Here is a 25,883-nt window from a genome sequence, read left to right as displayed (position 1 = left end):
CTACTTACTTTTTCATTAACAAAATTCCCCTATTAACCCACTTATAATGATGAATCCAGTTCGATAGAATCTTAAACGAATAGTAAAAAAAACCTGTATTTTCGATTCAATTCTACATATATGGGTATATTAATATAAATATAGTATTAATTATCTCAATTAATCAAAATACTTTTCGTATATATTTCTTTACTATAGTAAAAAAAAGTATATATAATACTACTTACAATTACCCATAAAAGTAAAAAAATGAGAGACCTTTGTCGGTGATGTAATTCTATCAACTTTTTGGTATTAGGTATTTTTTCACAATACATAGATTTAGGTTGGGAGGTTTGCTAATGAAGAGTCTATTTAAAAAATCGAAGGTAAGATGGGCAAATGAACTATTAACAGATGAAGATATGATACTGAACATTTACGATCATATCGATGCTATTGCAAAGTTTGATTGTAATGGACAACTAATCTCTTATAACCTCGCTTTTGAAAAACAATTTGGATATGCTATACATGAGTTTAACGAATCCATTGATAAGATTTTTTATGAAGGGAATTCAAATGCAATCATTAATTATTTTGAAAAAGCTTTATTTGGAAAAACTCAAAAATTTAGTACAGTTGTCAAGACAAAAGATGGGAAAAGAATAGATGTTCATATCACACTGATTCCAGCTGAAAAATGTGTGTTTGCAATCATTCGAAATATAACGGTTTTCCAAAAAGAGAGAAAAGAATTAAATCAATTAAAAAGAATGTTGGAAACCCTCAACAAACTAAAACATATTTGTAATTTTTATTATGATGCCATTAATGATATTCATTACTTCTCTAATCAAATTTTTGATTTGTTAAAAATGAATGCTCGCCATGAACAACCCACTCTATCCCTTAACCATTATTTACGTTATGTACACCCTGAAGATCGAGAAATGGTAAGAGAAGCAACAGAAATCGCCATTAAAGAAAAAAGGAGCTTTCAAATTGAATACCGAATGGTACAAAAAGATCAATCCATTATCCTTGTTCAAGAACAGACTGGTATTATTCTAGATAAAAAAGGAAATGTTGAGGGTCTCGTTGGATTCATTCAAAATATTACTGACCATAACCTTATGAAAGATGTGTTGGAAAAAGAAAAGCAACTAAAAGAAATCTATAATAATCCTGATGTCGGTATTTGGGCTTTAGATAAGCGATACAATAAAACGTTAAAAGTTTCTAAAGGAATAGAGTGCATTACCGGATATACAAAAGAAGATTTTGATAATGGTTTGCAATGGAATTCTATTGTGCACGAAGAAGACCTCGATGAATATTTGAAAAATCTTAAGGCACTAAAAGAAGGAAATATCGTTCATCATGAATATCGAATTATCAATAAAATGGGCGATAGAAGATGGATACAAGATTACATCATTCCTAATTTAGATGAGCATGGAGATGTGATTCGTTTAGATAGAGTAATTACCGACGTTACGGAAAAAAAGGTGTTAGAAGAAAAATTAAAATACATGGCAAATTATGATTTATTAACAAACCTTCCTAATCGAAAAAACTTTGTAGCAGAATTAGAAAATCTCATTAAAGAATACGAGCAGAGTAAAAAACAATTTGCCATGTTAAGATTGGACATTAATAGTTTTAAATTTATCAACAATACCCTCGGAAATGAAATAGGCGACGAAATTTTGAAACAACTTCCTAAACGATTAAAATACTATTTATCTCCTCAGGATTTCGTAGCACGTACAGGCGGCGATGAATTTATTTTATTAATTAAAGAAATAGAGTCCATCGATGCTCTAAAAGAAAAAATTAAGCAAATTACAAATTTCTTAAACGATCCATTTTTTGTAAAAGAATACCAACTTTATATTACCGTAAGTATTGGTGCTTGCATCTTCCCTGAAAATGGGACAACCAGCTTGGAGTTATTAAGAAATTCTAGCGTAGCTTTACAAAAGGCTGTGAAAGAAGGAAAAGGAACGTATCATATCCTCTCCCATACAAATAGTATCCAATCCTATAAAAATTATTCCATAGGACGAGATTTAAAGAAGGCAATCGAAAACAATGAATTAGAATTTTACATTCAACCTCGAGTGGATTCAACTACTAAACAAATCACTGGTGCTGAAGCGTTAATTCGGTGGAGACATCCAAAATGGGGGCTTCTCTTACCTGGTGAATTCATTAGTATTGCAGAAGAAAATGGCCTAATTACTGATTTGGATAACTGGGTTATAAAAGGGATTATTGCAAAAATTAGAGAATGGAAAAAATACAGAATCAAGACTGTCCCGATTTCAATCAATATCTCACCTATCCATTTTATGAAACCGGATTGGCCAGATTTTCTTGCTGCAGAAATTAATAAATCAGGCATTGATCCGAATGATATTGAATTAGAAATTACTGAAAACATATTATTAGACAACACGGTAGTTGTGAAAAAGAATCTAAACAAATTAAAAGAATTAGGTCTAAAATTGGTGTTAGACGACTTTGGAAAAGGATATTCCAGCCTTTCCTATATAACTGAATATCCATTTGATGCAATTAAAATCGACCGCTCTTTTATACGAAAAATACACAAATCTCCCAAAAACATACATCTTCTTAAAACAATACTCTATTTAGCTGAGGGACTGAAATTAAAAGTTGTGGCAGAAGGTGTAGAAACAGCCGAGCAATTAAAAATCCTACAACAAGAACAATGCCACGAAATGCAAGGGTATTTATTCGGCAAGCCTGTTCCAATTGCTGAATTTGAAACAGTCGTCAAGAAAAATATCCCATTACCATTTGATGGAAAAGGATTACAAGACAGAAGAAAACATCATCGTTTTACTTTCACTGACCCGCTTGAAGCAAAATTAAAAATCTCATCGATAGCAAAGCGGAACTTGGATATCGGGGTATCAAAAGTATTAGTTACAGAAATCGGTGCTGGAGGACTTAGATTTATATCAAATCTTAATTTGCCAATCCGTATGGACGTTCTTTACCAATTTATTACAGAGTTGCTTGGAGAGTCCATTTTATTGAATGCGAAAATTGTTTGGAAAGAAGAAGTGAATGAAGATCTAGCGGAATATGGTGTTAAGTTTATTTTTGAAAATGATGAAGAAAGAACTAAGTTCACCACAATTCTTGACACATTTGTAACTTTAGCAAAAAATAATAAAAAGGTACCACCATATAAGAGAGTGATTGTTGGAGATATTAATGAATATTTCAATATAGTTGTACTAAAATAAAGATGTACTAAAAATTGGGTTAGATAGGTACTCCCCTATCCAACCCAATATTTTTTTGCTTATTAGATTATCTTTCAACTTTTATCAGTTTTTTAGAATGAATATTTTTTATTTCAAGAATTTGAGTAAAGTTATAGTCATTAACAGTAGTATTTAATTTAACATTCGGATAGTTTTTCAAAATACTTTTCACATTACTTAATCCTTTTCCACGATTTTTTCCTTTCGTAGAGAATCCATCTTCGAAAATGTTTTCTAAATCTACCTCTTCATCATAGAATGTATTTTCGATGATGATCATCAACGAATCATCATTGGTTTTAATAAATGCAATATCAATTTCACTATCAAAATTAATTTTTTGATTTGATTGATAATTCGCTTCAATTGCGTTATCTAAAAAGATTCCTAGAATTCTAGCTAAATCAATGACATTCATATGAATGTCTTCAATATCTTCTGGAATTTCAATATTAATTGATATATTTTCTTTTTCAGCTTGTAAAATCTTTGTTAAGAGCAGACCCTTAATTCCTGTGACCTTCATTTTCGATAAATTTGCTAACAATTGATTTCTTTTTAATGTGTTCATTTCTGTAGAAAATATATGTTGTTTAAAATATTCTTTTAAACCCTCAAAATCATTAATTTCAATGTAACCTTGCATAGTAAACAATATATTGTTGTAATCATGTCGAAATTTTTGCATATCATTATTAATTAATTCCAATGATTCCATATAACTATTAAACTGATTATTTTCAAACTCTATTTTTTGAATATCATGTTGTTTTTTGATGTTTAATATCGTCAATGAAAGTATAAACAGCATGATTACAAAATACGTAATCTGAATCACGATATTGAATATTAACACTGTATCTTTAGATAAATAATCTGTTAAGTAGATATTAATGTAAAAAGTGACCATCGTTACAATCACAACAAAAAAAATAAATTTGATAGCACTCTTTATTTCAGGTAACAATGTAATAAATTTTTTGTGAAAATATCGATAAATGAAGACACTAATAATAAATAAAACAATAAAAAAACAATATTGATCTAAGACACCAGGTAAAAAGTTAATTGAGAGTGATTGCATAATATATTGGGCAAGATTATCTACTAAGATACCTATAATAATAAAGAAACAAAGTTGTATTAGTATAATAAATTTTTTTGTGAGTAAAAAGAAATAAATTAATGAACTAACAATAAAGTAAATAATTCCTTGCCATTGACCTACCCATAAGAAAATAAAACTTGTAGGACAAAATACGGTTAAGGCGAAAAATAAAATTTGCTTCATTCGCAATTTGATTTGTGATGTATACGTGACTGCCCACACTATCAAGATTAACTCAATCATTATCAATACTAGCTTCATTTTTTTCTCCTACTATGTATAATTCTATTCTGGAATGAATCAATAGTATAATAACTATATTACGATAGTACACATGAATGCAACGGATTTTCGTAAATTTGTACTAATTTATGTATAAATTAGTAGGACTTATAAATTAGAGGAAGAAAATTCCGACTAATAGAGTTAGTCGGAAAATAATAGAAAAACATTTTATGGAGTTATTTTTTTGTAGCAAAAGGATTATTTTCTAGTAACTCATTTGAAATCTTTTTCTCATGGAATAATGTTGTACATCCAGTAATCGTAGCTGTACCTCCAACAGCAACTACAACCATCGCAATTTTAGAAATTAAATTTTTAACATTCATCCAATTCATTTTCATAAAAATACTCCCCCTTAATTGATTGAGATATTAACATTAGAGATTCTAATAAAGCCCCATAAGCGATAAAAACTTTTATTTCGAATGTCGAAATACAAAATATTCCAACTATTATGAATACTCGGAAGGCCATTTTTCTTCGCAAATATTTTTTATGATGTTGATTGATAATCGGGTGCTTTTCTGTTCCTTTAGGTGCAAGTTTATAGATAAATACTAGTATGATGATAAAAATAATATATAAGAGGAATGTAGGGATAATTGAGTAATAATCAGCTAAATATTTAATAGTGATTGGAAATGCTATGATGCTAGTAGCGAGGCATATAATTAGGTTGTTAAAATGATAGCCGAAACAAACTTGCCTTAATATGAAAAATGTAAGATGCGCAATCAATGTTGGAACAATACAATTTAATAAATAAGCCAATAAATAAATTAATATAAGCTTGTAAGACTCTGAGATAATGATTTGAATACCTAATTTTAATTTTTCTTTTTCCAAATGAGAAAAATGTTCTTGATCTAATAGATGAAAGATTGCATTTTCAATTCTAGAAATCTTCTTGTTCCCTCCTTTATTTCGATGTATTCATTTTAAATTTATTAATTCATCACCTCCATCTCTTATTTTATCATCAGTCCATTTAATGGTGAATATTAGAATTAATTATGCTCTCATAAAAAATATAAAAGATTTAAGCTTTTTTTGTCTATTATTGACTTATCTCTCATCTAAAAACGAGTAAGCACCCGAAAGGCATTTAAGCGAACTCAATGTACATTTTTAACATTATTCTTTATATAAATTTATTATAAATAAAAATAACAGTTATTAATATTAATTACAAAAAAATAGCCACTCGTATATTGAGTGGCTATCATGTTTTATTAAAATGTCACAGACACCGGGTGTTCTTCTTCATAGTCCACGTTATCCCAAGAGAAGAAATATAACGTCATTTCTAAGTTTTTCTCAAATTGAGGGAATTCATATCCTTCAAACTCTTGAATGGTTAGTTTAGCTGTTGCAGATTTTCCAGGCGCTACTTCTTGACTCATCGATAAAATCGTTTCATCGATCATTCGATCATCGACAGACACACTTCTCGCTTGTACTTCAATACTGTGATCACGTTTATTCGTTATATCAAACACCACTTCAACCGAATTCCCCCAAGTTTCATCTTGAATTTTTACAATTTTCACTAGCGTCGCTTTTACATTTTCGTTATCGACAATAACCTCGTTAATTTCCTGTTCACGATTGTCTGTTTGATCTTCCGTGCCTTCAGCTGTTTCAGTATCAGTGGAATCAACGTCGCCACTTAAATTTTCTTCCGTTTTGTCACCACAAGCCGCTAATAAAAATAAAGATAAAAACAACATGAACGAAAGTATTTTTTTCATAAAATTCCTCCTACTTTTCTGTTTCGCACATACATGACACAGATTTGGTAAATATAAATTAAGCCAACTTCATCTTGAACAGGCTTTATGTTTATTTTCCTTCAAAACTTCTCACTTATACCTAATGACAGATAAATTAGCTATTATTGAAGTGAAAATGCTTCAAACTATTCGATTGAAAATAATAAACGACTTATTGATATAGGTCGCATTCATTTTTTAATCCGAAAATACAATCAAGACTTAAAATATAAAAAATCCCTTGCTATTCAAGGGATTTTTTATCGATTATAATCTCTTCATTTTTTCTATCTCAACTATCCATTTTAAAATGACGTACGGATTGATTGAGTTCTTTTGCTAAATTGGCGACTCCTTCAGAATGTGATACGATTTCATCCATTGAACTCGATGATTCTTGGATTAAAGCGCTATTCTGCTCAATTCCTGCCGATGACTCTTGTGCCACCGCAGCGATATGATTCACTGCTTCATTAATTTGTTCACTTTCTTGGTAAACATCTTGTAAATGAATTGAGATGTTTTCAATTTTTGATTGCATTTGTAAAATGGATTGGTTGATAGCATGGAAGGTTTCACTTGTAGTGTTAATTTTAGAAGTTCCCTCGGAAACTTGCATGAAACTCTCCTGAAGGGATTGTACTGTTTCTTTCGATTCTTGTTGAATGCCTTCTACAATTTTCACAATATTTTCAATCGAATTCGATACTTCATCCGCCAGCTTTCGAACTTCTTCGTTCATTACAACTTTTTAAGAAGTTCAAAAACTTTTGATTGTACGTCTTCCTCGTCAATATAAAACTTATTTTTCCATTATTTATTTATAAACTATATTGAACTCATTCGTAATGGCCATATAGAATAAATGTAAGTAATTCTAACTTTAATTTTACCTGTTTAATGCAATATTTTCATTTAGAGGAAATTTTAACAAGAGCAGTTTGAATGACGCAACCTGGTTAACGAACTGTTTCTGTGAGGCAGTAAACGAAGTAGTTTCCATTCTGTAAAAGTTTATTTATTTATTGAAACACCTCCTTTATTAAATACGTCTATCGTAACGAAGGTGCCAGTTTGATTTTAGCTGATATGGAGGGGAGAAATATGAAGAACAAAATCATTATGTTGATTTCTGTACTATTGTTAATGACTCTTGTCGGTTGTAAAAATGTTGATGATAACAAAAAGTTAGAGGTAAGCCCTACTTTTTCATTACCCGTTACTTTTCATGACGGGACAAAGGGTGAGTATGTATTGATTGGGAAAGAAGGTAAGGTGGGAATTTTGGTCGGTTCTGGTAACGAAGGTGAAGCAGTCGCAACAAAGTTTATTGCGAATAAACCGGATAAATATATGTGGCATTTCTGGGGAGAGGAAGATAAAATCAGCGGTGATTTTAAAGTAGTTGGTATTGATGAAGATGGAAAAGAACATCCTGTTTTGTTATTTGGCAATAATGCAGTATGGCAATATTCTGATGTTTCCATTAGCCCACATAACGGTGCAGATTCCCATATTCCATCTAATATGATGTTCCCTTCAAGTGGATTATGGAAATTAAAAATATATTTTAATGATCAATTTTTTGAGGAACTCGTTATAAACGTTGAAGAGAGTTAAAGGATGTTTCTAGCTTAATATTTTAATTCATCAATACAAAGAGGCAGGATTTAATCTACACTTTTGGAGACTAAATCTGCCTCTATTCCTTTTTTATCATCACTTGTACTATTTTAGTTAAGTAAAATTATGGCAACCATTTTTTATACTTCTTGAAGAACTCTTTGAAAATTCTAATGATCACTAGATACTAAAGCTGTGATTGTTTTCTTTTTCCAAACAAGTTTATAGTACAAATATTGCAGAATTAAATTCACAGCGAATGATATCGGATAAGCTAGCCATATTCCAAAAATACCAAGTGAAGTATGAGTTGATAATAAATATGCAGATGGAACTTCTATAAGCCAAATTGTTGAGATTAAAATAACAGTTGGCCATAGTACTGTCCCTGTTGCACGCATTGTCGCAGAGATTACTTGAACATGAGCTAATAATAAATAACTCCAAAAAGAAATAAACATTAAGCCTTTTGCCAGAGCAATTGTTTCTGGACTTGTTAAGAATACTCTTAAGATAGGTTCAGCAAATAAATAGACAACAATTACTAGAATTCCTCCAAATAGATAACTTAACTTTAACCCCAATTTGGTAATTTTCTCTATGCTTTCTTGCTTCCCCGCTCCTATGGCTTGCGCTACAAACACTGATATTGCGATTGAAACTGACATACCAGGAATTTGAACATAGCTTGCAATTTGATTCACAATTCCATACGCTGCAGTCGCATTTGAACCATATCGATTAACAAAGTATATTACTGCTATCCCTGCCATAGAAATTGCAATCATACTAATACTAGAAGGGATCGCTAGTTTAAGTAAACTCTTTACTAAGTCCCCTTTAATTCGGATATTTTTGATTGTTTCTTTATCTAATTTAATGATATGACCAGTTTTTGATAAGTATAGCAGTAGTAATATAAATGTTATTAAGTTTGAAAGTACAAAGGCATAAGCTGCACCATCTAATCCCAATGCAGGTAGCCCTAACCAACCAAACATTAGTATTGGTAACAATACAACATTGACAATAATACTTACAATTAAGAAGATTAAAGGTGTTTTTGAATCTCCTGTACCACGAATAAATGTTGTATAACACATATATAAAAACATAATTGGTAATGTAACAAATAATATTTTTGCGTAGCTTGCACTTTCTTCTAAAATATTTTCAGGTGTACCCATTAATTTCAAAATACCCTCTGTGAAAAAGCCACCAACGAATGCAACTACTACAGATATTAATAGTGTTAATCCAATAGTAACCCCAACAACTTCCTTTAGCTTCTCTATATTTTTAGCACCAAATGCCTGACCTACTAATATCGAACTCCCAGACCCAACGCCTATCGCAAAAGATATTAATAGGAACAGTAGAGGAAAGAATGCTGATATAGCTGCTAGTGATTCTTCACCTAAAGTTTGTCCAACTATTATTGTTGAAATGATTTGTCCTAACGATTGTATTACGCTTGAAAACGCAACAGGAATTAGAAAGAAAATCATTGATTTTGTTAATGATATTTGATTATTTTGCATCTTCATCAATCTCCATATTTTAGTTAAAGCATGATCAGAAATTTTTTATTGCATCCATGCTTATTTTGATTCGTTTACAACAAAAAACTTTATTCTATCTTTTAAATTTTTGTCTACAACTAAGAAACTATTTCATACTAAAACATTGTTTTCCTCTTGCAGTTTAGCCTATTGAATTTAATTGATCATCCGTTTGTTATATTCCTGAACATTGAACATCTAATTGGGAATTTCTCATTTCATTTTATAAGCCCTCTCCTTCCAGAGTATTAAAAGCTTTTTATTTCAAGCAACTTGGCAATCATTTTACCAAGTGAAAGCCACTCAACAACAAAATTTGCCCTTCATTCTATCACACCAATAAAATAAGCCTCTCGCGGAATGAGAGGCTATTAATTATTAATGAGACATAATTACTAACAGGATAATGAATAAAATCGCAAAGAAGTAAAGTAATGGATGAACCTCTTTACCCTTACCTTTCAGTAACTTAAATAATGGGTAAGAAATAAACCCGAATGCAATACCATCTGAAATACTGGACGTTAATGGCATGATTAAAATTACTAAAAATGCTGGAAATGCTTCTTCTACTTTATCCCATTCGATATGGCGGACAACACCAATCATTAAACTACCCACGATAATTAAGGCAGGAGAAGTAATAGCAGGTACACTTGCTAATGTAGCTGCTAATGGCGAGAAGAATAAGGTAATGACAAATAGCCCTGCAACTACTAACGACGTTAATCCAGTACGTCCACCTACTGCTACACCAGAAGAAGATTCGATATAGGCTGTTGATGGGCTTGTACCAAACATTGAACCGATGATTGTTGCCATCGAATCACCAAGGAAAGCTTGACGTGCTCGTGGCAATTTATCATCTTTTAAAATACCCGCTTGTTTCGCAACGCCAATCATCGTACCTGTCGTGTCAAACAATGTAACTAAAATGAATGAAAATACTGTCCCATATAAGCCATATTTAATGACATCGCCAAAGGCTTCAATTGGATTCCATACTAAAATCCCTTCTGGTAATGATGGCATTGAAACAACACCATCGAAATTTAAATTACCAGTAAATGCAGCGAGGATTGCTGTGACAATCATACCCCAGAAAATTGCACCGAATACACGGTACATCATGAAAATAGCCGTAACTAGAACCCCTACAATTGTTAACCAAACCATAGGGCTTGATAAATCTCCTAATCGGACTAATGTCGCTTCGTCATCTGTCACGATGCCTGCTGATCGCATACCAATGAAAGCGATGAATAAACCGATACCAGCAGTAATAGCTAATTTTAAATTATTCGGTATGGCTTTAACGAGCATTTGTCGTAAAGGCGTTAAGCTAATAATAAAGAAAATAATACCCGCTACAAATACAGCAGAAAATGCTGTCATATAGTCAATTTCGCCTTTAGACGCTTGGACAACCGAAAACGTAAAGAATGCATTCAGCCCCATACCCGGAGCCATTGCAATTGGATAATTGGCAAATAGCGCCAACCATAATGTACCAAATACTGCCGCAATAATTGTCGCTGTGAATACTTGTTCACTAGGAACACCAGAAATCGCTAGAATCGAAGGGTTAACGATAACGATATATACCATTGTTAAGTAAGTTGTTAAACCTGCAAAAATTTCAGTTTTTACAGTAGTATTATTTTCTTGTAGTCGAAACAAAAAGTTCAGCCCCCTAAATACGAACATTTAAAACAACAGAATTAATAATATTCGGTCTTTAGCATAAATGCAAGTGTTTTTTACGTAATTATTCTCCTACAAATTAAAAGTTTAAAAACAAAGAAAATTCAGGTTCTATCTTATAGCGAAAAACGGATTTCACCTTAACAAATAGAATAATATATTTACAATTTTCATATAATATTCCATAATATTCTATATTTCTTGTTAATTTCCTAATTCTTAAACGTTATTTAAATATTTTTATTAGAGGTGATTCTAATTGCACTTAGAAACATTATTACCAATTGATAAAAAGATTTTAATAATAGATAATGCAATTTGTCGTCACATAGACACCTATGGTACTTTTTCAAGAGGCGAGATTTCTCAAGATATTCTTTCTCAATTACGCAACTTTGTAGAGCATATTATGTTAAAATTTTATGCTAACGGTCAAGACATAGAAAATAGTTATGAAAATATATGTAAAGCTATTGATTTTGTAAAATCTCGTGGTGATTTGAAAGTGCTACGACGGTTTCATGATTATTTGCAGATAGTGGCTTCACATTATACACTTGACGAAGAAAATTCTGAGCGTTTAATGTTGAAATATTACGAATATTTATTAAAAATTAAGAAACTGCTATATGAAAAGTTTTCTCTGGAAGTTCTTAGTAACCTTGATAAATTTCCATTGAACAATAATTCAACATTACAAGAATACTATGAAAAAATTGCTAAAAAGATAGAAAAACACACCATAAAAAAGGTTGAAAATTCCGAGAAATATTATATTCAAAAAATTAAGCCTTTTTTTGTTGATCAACGTATTTACTATGAAGTGACTTTTACACCAGCTGTCGATTATGCCAGTAAGTTTGATCGGGTTATTGCTTTTACAAATTTAGAAATAACAGATAATTATGCTGTGAAGTTTTCCTTGGACTACGATAGTATTGAAATCCTTGGTAAAACAATGCCCATAATTATTATAGTAGGTTGGGAAGTTGCAATTAGAGATTGTGAGTTTAAGAATTTTACTAGGATAATTAGAGGAACAAATATTAAGACTGGCTATTCTGAACAACTTGGAATCTCACGATTTTTAACATCAACAGGATTTACTTTAACAGAACTCATTGACTTTCCAGAAAAAGAATTTCAAAAAGTAAAGCTACAAGCAACACAACGATCTAAAGAAATTATTTTCTTCAATGACTTGGAACGTTGTCGTGAAATAATAAAAGCAAATGCCTCAGGTAGTAACCTTCTAAAATATTTACTTTTTCATATGAGAAACAAAATAATAAAGAAACAATTAGATACATATCCAAATGATAATTTATCTGGACTTTATGCAAAAAATAGCTGCTTACCTTTCGATAGAATTCCTTTTAATTTCTCTCTAGTAGAACATAACCCAAAATTAGGAGATTTATTTTATTGTATCGATGCCACTCAACGACAACATGAATTGCTTGCTCGATTAGTAAGGAACAATACTGAAATAAAAGGGCAGCTTTTTACACCCATAAAGGAAATAGTTAGATTTGATAATTTACCATCACTTGTTGAAAAATATAACTCTACTCTATGGCATGGACATCTTGAAAATAGCAAATTAGTTATAAAAAATAGTCACATTATTATAAATGGATATAAAAATGATACCAAATTCATTATTAATAAACTTGAAAACTTATCAAAAAATGGAATCCAAAATTATTCAAACTCCGTAAAGGCATGGTTAAATGATTCTAATTATGTTATCGATTGCGAAGAAAAAAAAGAAGCCTTAATTCGTATGTTCGAAAGTTCACGAGTAGCTTTAGTATATGGCTCAGCGGGGACAGGCAAATCTACTTTCATTAATCATTTAGCTCATTTATTTGCAGATAAGAGAAAACTTTTTTTAGCACAAACAAATCCTGCTGTAGATAATTTAAAACGGAAAATTACAGCTTCGAAATGTACATTTTCAACAATTACAAAGTTTCTTATAAATCAGAGGAATACTAATGACTATGATTTACTAATAATAGACGAATGTAGTACAGTAAGTAACCGTGATATGAGAGAAATTCTTAACAAAGCCACATTTAATTTATTAATATTAGTTGGTGACTCTTATCAAATATCATCTATAAGATTTGGAAATTGGTTCAGTGTTGCACAAGCATTTGTTCCTAAAACTTCGGTCTTTGAATTAACTAAGCCTTATAGAAGTAAAAATTCAGCACTTCTTACATTATGGGAAAAAGTTCGTAAAATGGATGATACTATACTTGAATTAATTACTCGCCAAGAATATTCCACTTCCTTGGACAGTTCTATTTTCACACCTGCAGAAGATGACGAAATTATTCTTTGTCTTAACTATGATGGACTTTACGGAATTAATAACATAAATCGATTTTTACAACAAAGCAATCCAAACCCCGCGATATCTTGGGGAATTCAACAGTATAAAGTTAATGACCCGATTTTGTTCAATGAATCAAAACGTTTTGAACCAGTAATTTATAATAATATGAAAGGACGAATTGTTGGAATTGAAATTCTTGATCGTGGAAAGATTTCTGAGCGCATTCAATTTGATATAGAACTCGACAAATCGTTAAATGAGATAGATGCTTTCAATCAAGATTTTGAATTATTGGATTATACTAATAACGGAAATTCTATAATACGTTTTTGTGTAAATAAATTAAAAAGTACAGATGAAGATGACGATGACTCTTCAAAAGCGATCGTTCCATTTCAAGTTGCATATGCTGTTTCAATCCATAAAGCTCAGGGTCTAGAATATAATTCTGTTAAAATCGTTATAACAGACGAAATCGACGAGTTAATAACCCATAATATCTTTTATACTGCTATTACTCGTGCAAGAAATAAACTGAAAATCTATTGGACACCAGAGGTGGAACACAAAGTTTTGAACAGCATAAAGCCATCAGATTGGAAAAAAGATGTATATTTTCTGAAGAATGAATAACAATAATAAATATTATTTTAACATTGTAAATAATAACCAATTATTCATGATATTTAAAAATTAATCAGGGGATCTTTGTTTTTTATTTTTTAAAATCACAGATTTAAGTTTTAATTAAAAAAGAATGTGATATCCATAATAAGTAAAAGAAGAGAAAGTCTTTCATGGGACGTTAACGTATTAAACAACAGCTTGTTACCATGTCTTTGATGATTAAATCATTAAACACAGCTTCAAAATGTCACATTAAATTGCATAGTATTTTTGTGGTGTTCCTACCTACTTAAAATTGCGTAACAAGTTATTTCTGTAAACATTGTTAGTCCATTTCACGTTATAAACGAGTGTCGTGACCAAAAATTGCTGTATTTCTAACAATATAAAAGTGATCAATTTATTTAATGACGAACATTTTTGTATTTCGCAAGTTAAATTTGAGCCAATTGTTAATTAAAATGTGAGCCACTAAAAGTTGCTCTGTTCCATCCATTCTTTCGTTTCTAAAATTCGGTAAGATCCACCAATCATGTTAATGATGTGTGCACGATGCGTGAGTCGATCGGTTAACGCTGAGGTTAAAACTGGATCATGGAAGACCTCTTCCCAACGTTCAAATGTGAGGTTACTTGTAATAATCGTTGCTGCTCGACCGGCACGTAACGATAAGTGCGTAAACAGAAGCTCTGCTCCTTCTTTATCGAACGAAATGTAGCCAAGTTCGTCAATGATGACTAAATCATACTTTTCAAATTTCAATTCAAACGAGCGTAACGTTCTTGCGGAACGGCTTTCCTTTAATTGATTCACAAGTGAGGCTACACTCGTGAAATACACTTTATAGCCTGCTAAACAGGCCTCGATTCCTAATCCAATCGCAAGATGGGTTTTACCAGTACCAGGTGAGCCAATTAATAACACATTCTGCTTGTCCTGAATAAACTTTAGCTCTTTCAAATGAGGAAGGCGGACCGCCGCATTTTGCGGCAGTGCCTCTACATCTAATTCTTCTAACAGTTTTTTCTCTGGAAAATTGGCTAATCGAATTCGGTTAGCTTTTGCTCGTACGTAACGATCCTCCATTTCTTGTTTTAAAGCGAAATAAAGAAACTCAGCTGGCGATGTATATTGTTCAAGTAAGACTTCCTGTTCAAGTAAAGAACGAATACTTGGTAAACGTAATTCTTTGCACATATCAATCATTTCTTTTTGCTTGTCCATTAATGAACCACTCCTGTTCCTTTAGAATGAAATAACGCTGCTAATGAAGAGAGATTATCTAAGGATTGGCTGGCGACATCATCTTGGCCAGTTAGAACAGTACGTACTTCCGCTGATTGTTCTGCTAAGAAAATGATTTTTTCAGTTGTTAGTTGAACCAAAGGGTTCTTTTCTAGTTCAGTAATGACTTCTAATACTCTTGCTAGGCAATCTCGTTCTTTGGTATAAACAAGCAGCTCTAGAAAATCTTTTTCATTTCCGATATAATAACGTTGGTAGATATTTTTTATTTGTTTTGGTGCTTGGCTCAAACATTCACTTTGGGCTAAGGCACCTTTTTTCTTTTGTAGCGTGTTTAAATAGTGGTAAATATTCATCACCCAGACATGCACTTGCCAGCTTCGTTTATGCTTTGCGATACATTCACCTTCACTAAACAGAAGCACTTCCTCAGCACGAGCTTTTAACTTAATATATTCTCCTACATGCCCCTCAGGTACAGAATATCGGTTGTGCCGATAGGTAACAGTACTATATTTGTCCACACGTAGTTCTACTAATTCTGCCGGATCGAATGGTGCAGCTGTTAAGCTACCAGCACGTTCAGCTTTTTCTTCCAACATCAATTCATGATGTGTTTTCTCCTTCAAATAATGAGGACGTTGATTTAATTTTTCGATGATCGAAACTAAATATTCCTGTGCCTCTTCTAAAGAAGTAAACGTATCACGGTGCGCAAATGCTTTCCGGCGTATATATTCTACACTTCGCTCTACGTGGCCTTTTTCATTGCCTTTACGAGGCTGACAAAGTCGAATCTGAAAATGATAATGCAAAGATAAACTTTTCATACCGTCGGTAATAAAGCGGTCGTAACCAATAAAGTTTTTGACGACGGTACGCATATTGTCGTATGTAAAAACATTCGGTACGAAGCCCAAGGCTTCAATACATTTTACGTGTGCATCCTGTACACAAACCATTGTTTCCGATTCATAGAGTCGGGCATAACGATCATTGCTATAGGCTAACGTAAATACAGCCATTGAAAGACTTCTTAGCTTACCGTCAATGAATAATTTTACTTCTCCCCAATCAAACTCAATTTCACGACCAGCTGTTGGCTCTTGACGAATGAAGACTTCTTTTTCCTTCTTTTCCTCACGATTCACGAAGTTGCGAACCGTAGTGTAGCCAATTTTAAAACCTTCGTCTAAAAGTTTTTCATGTATATCAATAATCTTTAATTGTTGCTTATGCATATTCACTTCACGCTTATTTTTGTTCTGTTTCATCATTTCGCGAATACGTTTCATCACTGTGTTTGTTAAAGCTCTCTTTTTTCCATTACGCTTTTTATATGCTGGAGACGTAACGTAATTATCTGTAATTGGTAAATTCCTTGTGTCTTGTTGTCTAGCTGCTAGATCTTGCTCAATGTATTTTTTTACGGTATTACGAGACATTTTGAGCTTTTCTGCAATTTGACGTTGGCTCATATTGTGCTGATTGTACTCAATCAGTACTAATTGCTTTTTCTCCAAACTAATCACCTCTATATCCTCCTAACTATTTACAGTTAGGACTATTTTGATATAAAGTGGCTCTCATTTCAATTGCGTTGGTGGCTCATTTTTAGCTTAACAAAAACACAATTTTTATACGAATCGAGTAGGAGGGAGCGATTAACTCCCGTCCTCTCACACCACCGTACGTACGGTTCCGTATACGGCGGTTCAATTAAGATCATTGACGCAAGTCTTTATAACTTCCGTGAATAGCTGTTCTCTTTATGCCAGTGGTCACTCCACCCTCCAAGAGGTCTCCCACGGGATTCACCGCTTCCTTCCTCAAGTGAGGTACTACGTTTTCTGTGTTCATCATGACTCACTGAATGCCAAGGGCTATTCTCTCTTAATTGTTCGGTCCTTCTTAGTAGTTCTAAACCAACTAATACTATGACCTCTGCTGACTTCTGACGGTTCAGCTACTTATCACTAAGTAGGTTATGAAGCGTACTTCACATATCCGCCAGACCTCCCCGGGTAAGAATGTAATCTTTCCTTCCATCTATCTGCTTCATTTACTCTGTACCACCTTTGGCAGAAAGGACTTTGTTTTGTTTAGCAAACTCATCCAATGATACCTAGCCTTATATGAAGTTCGTGTTCCTCAGACCGGAAGTTTGCCGCTCGCTTCCTTCAGATTCCGCGTCACCACGGACACCCTTGCGTTAAGCTAACTGTTACTTCTGCCTTCACAGTTCGGGACTTACACCCTATAGATTACACCCATGCCAGGCGCACCAAAAACGCCAAAATCCTTATCATTAAAGGATTTTGGCGCTCATTTAAATAGTACGAAATTCAATTATGGAGACGGCGGGAGTCGAACCCGCGTCCAGAAACTTCAATACTTAAGCATCTACGCGTGTAGTTTGTCTACTGAAGTTTCGCGTTACATTCTGCCGACAAACAGGCGTCCTGCACGCTAGCTTGTGAGATCTCTTGCCAGTGCCCCAAGCAAGGCACTCGCCGTAGCCCACTCAGGATGAACCCTAATGCAACCACATGGGCGATGGTTGATTAGAGTGCTTCAGCAATTAAGCAGCTAAAGCGTAAGATTGTTTGTTGCCAGTTATATTTAACTGCCGTTAGTGACGAAGACGAGCCCTCCGACGCGCAGCTCAAGCTTGAACCATTCCTGTCGAATCCGTAACGTCCCCTTCATGTTATAAAGGGTTTGCATAATGCAACGACGGTAAACGTTTAGAACGTTCAAACTGGCTGATGTACATACATTATACTTGAATCCTAACCTTTTTTCAAGTATCCCGAATAAATTTATATTATAAATCTATTATTTTTATCATTTATCTGACCACAAACACGGTTTCATATTTAACCAACTAATATTGATTTTTCAATTTCAACGCGCGTTCCATTTCTCGTTTTGCTTCTTTCTTCCGTTCATCGTCACGCTTATCGTATTTCTTCTTACCTTTACCAAGACCAATCATCAGTTTTGCATAACCGTCTTTAATATAAATTTTTAATGGCACAATTGTGTAGCCATCGCGCTTTACGGCACCAGCAAGTTCTGCAATTTCCTTCTTATGTAGTAATAGTTTTCGCTGTCTTAATGGATCATGGTTAAAGCGGTTTCCTTGTTCATAAGGACTGATATGCATGTTGTGAATCCATGCTTCACCGTTTCGAACTAAAACAAATGAATCTTTCAATTGCACACGGCCAGAACGAATGGACTTTATCTCCGTTCCTTGCAATACCATGCCTGCTTCAAAGGTTTTTTCTATAAAATAATCATGATTTGCTTTTTTATTTTGCGCAATGACTTTTCCGATTCCTTTTGGCATATTTTACACCTCTCTTCACACACAAATAAAAGGCTGTTAGAAATACTTTCCTTTATTTTAAAGTATTTTTCCAACAGCCTCTAGTATAATTCTTCGACAGTTATTTGTCGAATTTTCTACCATCTATCTTCGTTTCTTTTTCTTCTTCCCTTTTTTCGCGACGCCTTCATAAAATTTTTCTTTCCGTTTGCCTTTTCTGCTACGACCGCGTTCCTCCTCGTCATCGTCTCTTCTTCTTTTTTGTTTACGAGTTGCATGAATGACTTTTGGAGCTTCTTTTCGCGTTTTATGGAAAGATTTCACCATATCTACAATTTCAAAATCAATAGAAGACTCGTCCAAATTCACGTTGGCAACGCGGACTTTCACTTCATCTCCAATGCGGAAGATGCGTCCTGTATATTCGCCCACCATAATCATTTGGCGTTCATCAAAATGATAATAGTCATCTGTTAAGTTTGTAATATGCACGAGCCCTTCAATCGAATTTGGAAGCTCTACGAAAATACCGAAGCTTGTGACAGAAGAAACAATTCCAACAAATTCTTCGCCAATTTTATCTGACATGTATTGGGCTTTCTTTAATGCTTCTACATCCCGCTCTGCATCTACCGCTCTTCGTTCACGTTCAGAAGTATGGTCCGCAATGTCTTCCATTTCTTGAGCCCACTTAAAGATTGTCTCTTTTGAAACGTCCCCTTCAAATAAATACGTCCGAATTAGTCGGTGAACAATTAAGTCTGGATAACGTCGAATCGGTGATGTGAAATGCGTATAAAAATCAGTGGATAGACCAAAGTGTCCTAAAGATTCTGGATAATATCTTGCTTGTTGCAATGAACGTAGCAACATTGTCGAAATCACCGGTTCTTCTGGCAATCCATCAATGGACTCAATAATTTCTTGCAACGCTTTCGGATGAACGGAATTACCTGTTCCTTTTACAATTAAGCCGAAGTTTGTGATAAATTCAAAGAAACGTTGTAATTTTTCCGGTTTCGGATCTTCATGGATACGATATAAGAAAGGAACTTCCATCCAGTGGAAATGCTCTGCTACCGTTTCATTTGCACAAAGCATGAATTCTTCAATAATTCGTTCAGCAACTGTGCGTTCACGTAAAACGATATCAATTGGCCACCCCTCTTCGTTCACAACGACTTTTGCTTCATTAAAGTCAAAGTCGATTGCTCCTCGATTCATGCGCTTTTTACGTAAAATCGAAGCTAATTCTGCCATCTCTTTAAACATTGGAACGAGAGGTTTGTACCGCTCGATAAGCTCCTCATCTTCCTCTTCTAATATTTTATAAACATCTCGATAAGTCATCCGCTCTGTTGTACGAATCACGCTTGGGAATATTTCATGTTCAATGACTTGTCCGTTTTGGTCAATAATCATCTCACAGGAAATCGTCAAGCGGTCGACTTGAGGGTTTAATGAGCATATGCCATTTGATAACCTGTGGGGAATCATTGGAATGACTCGGTCCGCCAAGTAAACACTCGTTCCTCTTTCAAATGCTTCTTGGTCGATGAGAGACCCTTCCTTCACATAGTAACTTACGTCCGCTATGTGAACGCCTAATTTGTAAGTACCATCTTCATTTTTCGTGACCGTCACCGCATCGTCCAAGTCTTTCGCATCAGCGCCGTCAATTGTAACAATCGTTTCATTTCGTAAATCTCTGCGTCCCACCAAATCTTCATCCGATATAGTATCTGGAACTTTTGCCGCTTCTTTGAGCACTTCATCTGGAAATTCTGGCGGGATATCATGCTGATAAATGATAGATAAAATATCGACGCCCGGGTCATTTTTATGCCCTAAAATTTTAATAATGACGCCTGTAGCCGATTTGATTTCGCTTGGCCAGTTCGTCACTTCCACAACGACTTTATGGCCGTCCACAGCGCCCATTGAATCTTCTTTGGCAACGAAAATATCCATGTTTAAGCGTTTATCATCCGGCACAACAAATCCGAATCCTCGATTTGCTTGATACGTACCAACGAACGTTGTTTTCGAACGTTCTACCACTTTAATGACTGTACCTTCTCGCTTATCGCCTGAAGATTCTTTCAATACCCGAACTAGCACAATGTCTCCATTTAATGCGCCATTGACTTCATGTGGAGGGATGAAAATATCATCTAATCCTTCTTCTTCTGGCACCACAAATCCATAGCCTTTAGAATGGCCAATAAATTTCCCGCGAAGCAAATTCATTCGTTCCGGCAAGCCGTAACGGTTCGAACGGGAGCGTACAATATATCCCTGGTCTTCCATGCGTACGAGCGCTTTTACTAATTCCTTAAATTCATCCGCACTTTCGATACCGAGCACTTCTTCTAGCTCATCCACTTTAAGCGGCTTATAATCTTCTTCCTTCATTAAATTAAATATTCTTTGTTCTAGCTCACTGAACACTGCGATTTCCCTCCTTTATTTCGAAATGAGTTAATCTTCCCAATCTAGGCTTTCTAGAAATTCGAAGATTACTTCATGCAGTTGATTTTTTTCTTTATCTAATGTAATGACATGTCCGGACTCTTCAAACCAAATCAGTTTTTTATTTAAGGATTCCACATTTTCATAGATAATATGAGCGGATTTCGGGTCAATAATTTCGTCGTTTCTTGATTGAATGACTAGAATCGGTGCATACACTAAATCCAGTTCATTTCGAACATTTTGCACGAATTGCTGCAGTTCAGGTAAGCTTGGCATTCCTTTTTGGCGAATAGCTTCAACTTCTTCACTAATTTGTTGTTCTGTTTTTCCCTCATATTTTTTATACTCTTTTGCATATTTGATAACACCTTTGAACATGATATCCGTCGTTTTCATTGTCATAGGAGAGCACATGGTGATGACTCCTTTGAGAGGGAAGTTCATGGCAAGCTTCAGTGATAACACACCGCCAAGAGACAAACCTGCAACGGCAATTTGTTCATATCCTTTTTCTTTTAAGGTTTCGTATGCTTTAACAACATCTTCCCACCAATCTTTTGGACCTGTTTCAATTAGTTGTTCTGGCGGTACACCGTGGCCACGGTAGTGAGGGGCAAAGCATGTATAACCTTTTTTCTCAAGAAAACGACCTAGCATTCGTACGTCGGATGAACTTCCTGTAAATCCATGAAGCAATAATACTGCCCTCTTTCCTGCTTGAAAAAAGAATGGTTGTTGCTCTTTAATTTTCATAAAATCCTCCAATTATATGTGAATCTTGTTGAATTGATGCCAGTATTTTCACGAGTATGCAAATTTTTCTCAAACTCTACTCCATTATAAATGAAAAAGCCTAACCATGCTCGGTTAGACTTTTATTTTATCCATTAAAATTTAATTATTAACAATGTCAAAATGAAAAATAATACTGCAAGAACAATTGTCAATCTATGTAAAACTAAATCCATTCCTCTAGCTTTCGTTTTACCGAATAGTTGTTCAGCTCCACCAGAGATGGCACCTGATAAACCTGCACTTTTACCAGATTGCAATAATACTACGGCGATTAAAGCAAGAGACACAAGAATTAATAATACTAATAATACAGTATGCACTAGTCCCACCTCCTGAACGAACAGTACTTTTACACTAATAGTTAGTATATCAAAAACGATTCTCCGTTACAACAATGTTAAAAAATTGAAAAAATATTTATCAAAACAGTTATTTTTAAAACGCTTTCATAATTCATTTCATTCTAAAAGTTCTATTTTTTCAGAAATTTATTGATTTTTCTATATTATTCTCATAAAATAAATTCCACTCACAAATTTAATAGAAAGAAGAGGATTTCGATGAATACGTTTCAAAAAATCGGGAAATTTGCAGGAGATACCTTTGCACTTTGGGTATTATTAGCTGCTGCTCTCGCAATGTGGGTTCCACAATATTTCACATGGATTGCACCTTGGATTACGACGCTTCTCGGAATTGTCATGTTCGGTATGGGGATGACATTAAAATTAGATGATTTTAAACTCGTTTTGCAACACCCTAAAGGAGTTATTATTGGAATCATTTCACAATTTACTATCATGCCGTTGCTTGCTTTTGTATTAGCGAAAACTTTCCAACTTCCACCTGAAATTGCTGTCGGAGTGATTTTAGTTGGATGTTGTCCTGGCGGTACTGCTTCAAACGTTATGACATTTTTAGCGAAAGGGAATACGGCATTATCTGTAACAATTACGTCATTTACAACGTTGCTTGCACCAATTGTAACACCTGCATTAATTTATTTTTTAGCAAGTGAATGGCTGCCAGTATCTTTTATGGCCATGTTTATGTCTGTCGTAAAAGTTGTTTTAATTCCGATAATCTTAGGGATTCTTGCTCAAATATTCTTTAAACCAGTTGTTGCAAAAAGCATCGATATTCTGCCAACAATTTCGGTTGTTGCAATTGTGTTAATTGTTGCAGCAGTCGTAAGAGGCAGCCGCGATAAAATTATCGAATCTGGTTTATTAATTTTAGCTGTCGTAATTTTACATAACGGATTAGGTTACGCTCTTGGATATTTAGCAGCGAAAATTTTCCGCATGGATTATGAAGACAAAAAAGCTGTTGCCATCGAAGTGGGAATGCAAAATTCTGGATTAGGTGCAAGTTTAGCGGCAACACATTTTGATCCAATTTCTGCAGTACCAAGTGCCATCTTCAGCTTCTGGCACAATATTTCCGGACCGATACTTGCAACCTATTGGTCAAAGAAAGCTGGAAAAGTGGAAGAATAAGCAGTTCTATATTTGTATGGAGGCAAGGTGATTCGTCATCTTGCTTTTTTTATGGCTAGTTTAAGGCAGGGTAAACTTTGATTTTCACAGCCTTTTTCCGTCCAAAATAAAAGTTTCAGGAAATTTATTCCTTTTTGATACTCCAGGTTTTATTATGTTGGATAAAGGGGGTGATACGTTGCTTTTATTGGATCGAAAAACTCCAAAAAGCATTATCATTATAGAAGCTCTTTTACGCAGATTAGATGCAAATGATCGAGACTTCACTTACTTTCAAGATTATTTGACACGGCTAAAGTATGGATACGAGGGTGAGCACAGAGTCGACCGTGAATGGTTTGAAATGCCATATTTGAATGAACATTACTTATTTTTTAATTATGAAATTGAAAATGAATTTGGATTTTCTCATCAAGTGGATACGGTTCTATTAACGAAACACTTTTTGTTAATTTTGGAAGTGAAAAATATTTCTGGCCGGGTTGATTATGATGAACAGAAACATCAACTCACTCGCACTCGTCCAACAGGCACAGAAGATATTTTAACGAATCCTTTTGATCAATTGCATCGCCATGAAGAATTATTTCAACGGATTTTATCGAAATTAAAAATTTTCTTACCAATTGAGAAAGCAGTTGTCATGGCAAATCCTTCTTCCATTATCGGAAATGTTCCGAAATCTCCTCCAATTTTTCATGCGAGCGGGTTACGTTCATTTATCAAAAAATGTCTAGTTCGGAACGAAAGTAAACTTACTACCAGTCAATTGGATAAATTAGCGAAATATCTTCTTTCTAATGTGGTCACACGAGATTTTGATTTAAATATCAGTGTTGAGAGAATCCGAAAAGGAGTGCTTTGCGAAAATTGCAATTATAGTGTGGTCATGACTTACAAAAGAGGAATTTGGTCTTGTCCGCAGTGCGGCGTTCAAAGTAGAAAAGCTTTTCTAAGAGCGTTAGATGATTATCGATTATTGATTAGCGACCGGATTACGAATCAAGAGTTTAGGGAGTTTTTCCATGTAGAATCAATGTATGCATCTTCTAAAATATTGTCTCGACTAAATTTAAAAACGGTGGGTAATAAAAAAGGAAGATATTATATTATTCCAGAAGATATTCTCAATCGTTAGGATATGAAAGTATATTTTGGCTATCTAGAGTCTGGGGGGTTCTAGATGGCCTTCTTTAAATAGGCATGCTTACCCTTTGGCTATTATGTTCCCGGGTTTGACTATTATCGCATCCACTTTGACTATTATCTCCTCAAAGTTGACTATTATCCGTTCTCTCTCGTAGCTGTTTTTTCCCTTTGGCTATTATATTCCCGAGTTTGACTATTATCGCAGCCACTTTGACTATTATCTCCTCGAAGTTGACTATTATCTGTTCTCTTTCGTAGCTGTTTTTTCCCTTTGGCTATTATATTCCCGAGTTTGACTATTATCGCAGCCACTTTGACTATTATCTCCTCGAAGTTGACTATTATCCGTTCTCTTTCGTAGCTGTTTTTTCCCTTTGGCTATTATATTCCCGAGATTGACTATTATCGCAGCCACTTTGACTATTATCTCCTCGAAGTTGACTATTATCCGTTCTCTCTCGTAGCTGTTTTTTCCCTTTGGCTATTATATTCCCGAGATTGACTATTATCGCAGCCACTTTGACTATTATCTCCTCGAAGTTGACTATTATCTGTTCTCTCTCGTAGCTGATTTTTCCCTTTGGCTATTATATTCCCGAGATTGACTATTATCGCAGCCACTTTGACTATTATCTCCTTGAAGTTGACTATTATCCGTTCCCTCGTGGTGCTGTTTTTTCCCTTTGGCTATTATATTCTCGAGGTTGACTATTATCGCAGCTACTTTGACTATTATCTCCTCGAAAGTGACTATTATCCATTCTCTCTTGTAGCTGATTTTTCCCTTTGGCTATTATGTTCTCGAGGTTGACTATTATCGCAGCCACTTTGACTATTATCTTCTTGAAGTTGACTATTATCCGTTCCCTCGTGAAGCTATTTTTTCCCTTTGGCTATTTTTCATGAATTTAGCAATAACCCCTTCCTTTCACTAGCTGTTTTTTCTCCAATCGAGTAGGAGGGAGCGATTAACTCCCGTCCTCTCACACCACCGTACGTACGGTTCCGTATACGGCGGTTCAATTAAGATGATTGACGCAAGTCTTTATAACTTCCGTGAATAGCTGTTCTCTT

At 34.1% G+C, this 25,883-nt stretch carries 18 protein-coding genes and 1 other RNA gene; 5 read left to right on the top strand and 14 right to left on the bottom strand.

Going from position 1 to position 25,883, the window contains the following annotated elements:
• The first annotated feature begins 341 nt into the window (after positions 1-341).
• Entirely contained in the window at positions 342-3,263 is a 2,922-nt protein-coding gene (locus tag HF990_RS03410) for an EAL domain-containing protein (protein WP_168411980.1), read from the top strand.
• A gap of 67 nt (positions 3,264-3,330) precedes the next feature.
• Here HF990_RS03410 and HF990_RS03405 read toward each other — a convergent pair whose 3' ends face one another.
• The 5 genes from HF990_RS03405 to HF990_RS03385 form a co-directional block, all read right to left on the bottom strand.
• Positions 3,331-4,653, bottom strand: coding sequence for a sensor histidine kinase (locus HF990_RS03405; RefSeq protein WP_016839203.1), 1,323 nt, complete (start codon positions 4,651-4,653; stop codon positions 3,331-3,333).
• Between the two features lie 200 nt (positions 4,654-4,853).
• The gene (locus HF990_RS03400) at positions 4,854-5,018 is read right to left on the bottom strand and encodes a hypothetical protein (RefSeq protein WP_016839202.1); all 165 of its coding nucleotides are present in this window, start codon (positions 5,016-5,018) and stop codon (positions 4,854-4,856) included.
• Positions 4,993-5,559: an accessory gene regulator ArgB-like protein gene (locus tag HF990_RS15340; RefSeq protein ID WP_339289667.1), complete on the bottom strand. Its 567-nt coding sequence runs from the start codon at positions 5,557-5,559 to the stop codon at positions 4,993-4,995. Before HF990_RS15340 ends, HF990_RS03400 begins: the two co-directional genes overlap by 26 nt.
• 350 nt (positions 5,560-5,909) lie before the next feature.
• The gene (locus HF990_RS03390; protein ID WP_168411979.1) at positions 5,910-6,428 is read right to left on the bottom strand and encodes a hypothetical protein; all 519 of its coding nucleotides are present in this window, start codon (positions 6,426-6,428) and stop codon (positions 5,910-5,912) included.
• A gap of 313 nt (positions 6,429-6,741) precedes the next feature.
• Entirely contained in the window at positions 6,742-7,191 is a 450-nt protein-coding gene (locus tag HF990_RS03385) for a methyl-accepting chemotaxis protein (RefSeq protein WP_016839199.1), read from the bottom strand.
• A gap of 362 nt (positions 7,192-7,553) precedes the next feature.
• Here HF990_RS03385 and HF990_RS03380 point away from each other — a divergent pair, with 362 nt between their 5' ends.
• The gene (locus HF990_RS03380; RefSeq protein WP_168411978.1) at positions 7,554-8,069 is read left to right on the top strand and encodes a DUF4871 domain-containing protein; all 516 of its coding nucleotides are present in this window, start codon (positions 7,554-7,556) and stop codon (positions 8,067-8,069) included.
• Between the two features lie 173 nt (positions 8,070-8,242).
• On the opposite strand, the gene HF990_RS03375 is transcribed toward HF990_RS03380, so the two are convergent.
• Together HF990_RS03375 and HF990_RS03370 are read right to left on the bottom strand one after the other, a co-directional pair.
• Entirely contained in the window at positions 8,243-9,619 is a 1,377-nt protein-coding gene (locus HF990_RS03375) for an MATE family efflux transporter (protein WP_026019130.1), read from the bottom strand.
• Positions 9,620-10,012: 393 nt separating this feature from the next.
• Entirely contained in the window at positions 10,013-11,314 is a 1,302-nt protein-coding gene (locus HF990_RS03370; protein ID WP_168411977.1) for an NCS2 family permease, read from the bottom strand.
• Positions 11,315-11,597: 283 nt separating this feature from the next.
• Between HF990_RS03370 and HF990_RS03365 the strand changes: the two genes are divergently transcribed.
• The gene (locus HF990_RS03365; protein WP_168411976.1) at positions 11,598-14,318 is read left to right on the top strand and encodes an ATP-dependent DNA helicase; all 2,721 of its coding nucleotides are present in this window, start codon (positions 11,598-11,600) and stop codon (positions 14,316-14,318) included.
• Positions 14,319-14,783: 465 nt separating this feature from the next.
• On the opposite strand, the gene istB is transcribed toward HF990_RS03365, so the two are convergent.
• The 7 genes from istB to secG form a co-directional block, all read right to left on the bottom strand.
• Entirely contained in the window at positions 14,784-15,536 is a 753-nt protein-coding gene (gene istB / locus HF990_RS03360; protein WP_168411975.1) for an IS21-like element helper ATPase IstB, read from the bottom strand.
• On the bottom strand, positions 15,536-17,089 hold the full coding sequence (gene istA, locus HF990_RS03355; RefSeq protein WP_311733627.1) for an IS21 family transposase: 1,554 nt from the start codon (positions 17,087-17,089) through the stop codon (positions 15,536-15,538). Before istA ends, istB begins: the two co-directional genes overlap by 1 nt.
• Positions 17,090-17,906: 817 nt before the next feature.
• Positions 17,907-18,261, bottom strand: a transfer-messenger RNA (tmRNA) gene (ssrA, locus tag HF990_RS03350).
• 183 nt (positions 18,262-18,444) lie between these two features.
• On the bottom strand, positions 18,445-18,912 hold the full coding sequence (smpB, locus tag HF990_RS03345) for an SsrA-binding protein SmpB (RefSeq protein ID WP_168411974.1): 468 nt from the start codon (positions 18,910-18,912) through the stop codon (positions 18,445-18,447).
• A 123-nt stretch (positions 18,913-19,035) separates the two neighbouring features.
• Complete coding sequence (gene rnr / locus HF990_RS03340) at positions 19,036-21,306, bottom strand: ribonuclease R (protein ID WP_210730745.1); 2,271 nt, start codon at positions 21,304-21,306, stop codon at positions 19,036-19,038.
• Between the two features lie 66 nt (positions 21,307-21,372).
• Positions 21,373-22,119: an alpha/beta hydrolase gene (locus HF990_RS03335; RefSeq protein WP_016838675.1), complete on the bottom strand. Its 747-nt coding sequence runs from the start codon at positions 22,117-22,119 to the stop codon at positions 21,373-21,375.
• Between the two features lie 134 nt (positions 22,120-22,253).
• Positions 22,254-22,481 carry a preprotein translocase subunit SecG gene (secG, locus tag HF990_RS03330; protein ID WP_016838676.1) on the bottom strand — a complete coding sequence of 76 codons (228 nt, stop codon included), beginning with the start codon at positions 22,479-22,481 and terminating at the stop codon, positions 22,254-22,256.
• 240 nt (positions 22,482-22,721) lie between these two features.
• Here secG and HF990_RS03325 point away from each other — a divergent pair, with 240 nt between their 5' ends.
• The gene (locus HF990_RS03325; RefSeq protein WP_168411973.1) at positions 22,722-23,660 is read left to right on the top strand and encodes a bile acid:sodium symporter family protein; all 939 of its coding nucleotides are present in this window, start codon (positions 22,722-22,724) and stop codon (positions 23,658-23,660) included.
• Positions 23,661-23,838: 178 nt separating this feature from the next.
• Entirely contained in the window at positions 23,839-24,798 is a 960-nt protein-coding gene (locus tag HF990_RS03320; protein WP_168411972.1) for a nuclease-related domain-containing protein, read from the top strand.
• Positions 24,799-25,883: the final 1,085 nt, after the last annotated feature.

The organism is Ureibacillus thermosphaericus, assembly GCF_012396605.1.
GTDB classification, from domain to species: domain Bacteria; phylum Bacillota; class Bacilli; order Bacillales_A; family Planococcaceae; genus Ureibacillus; species Ureibacillus thermosphaericus.
The sequence above is the reverse complement of the archived record's forward strand: the minus strand, read 5'-3'. Positions and strand labels throughout refer to the sequence as shown.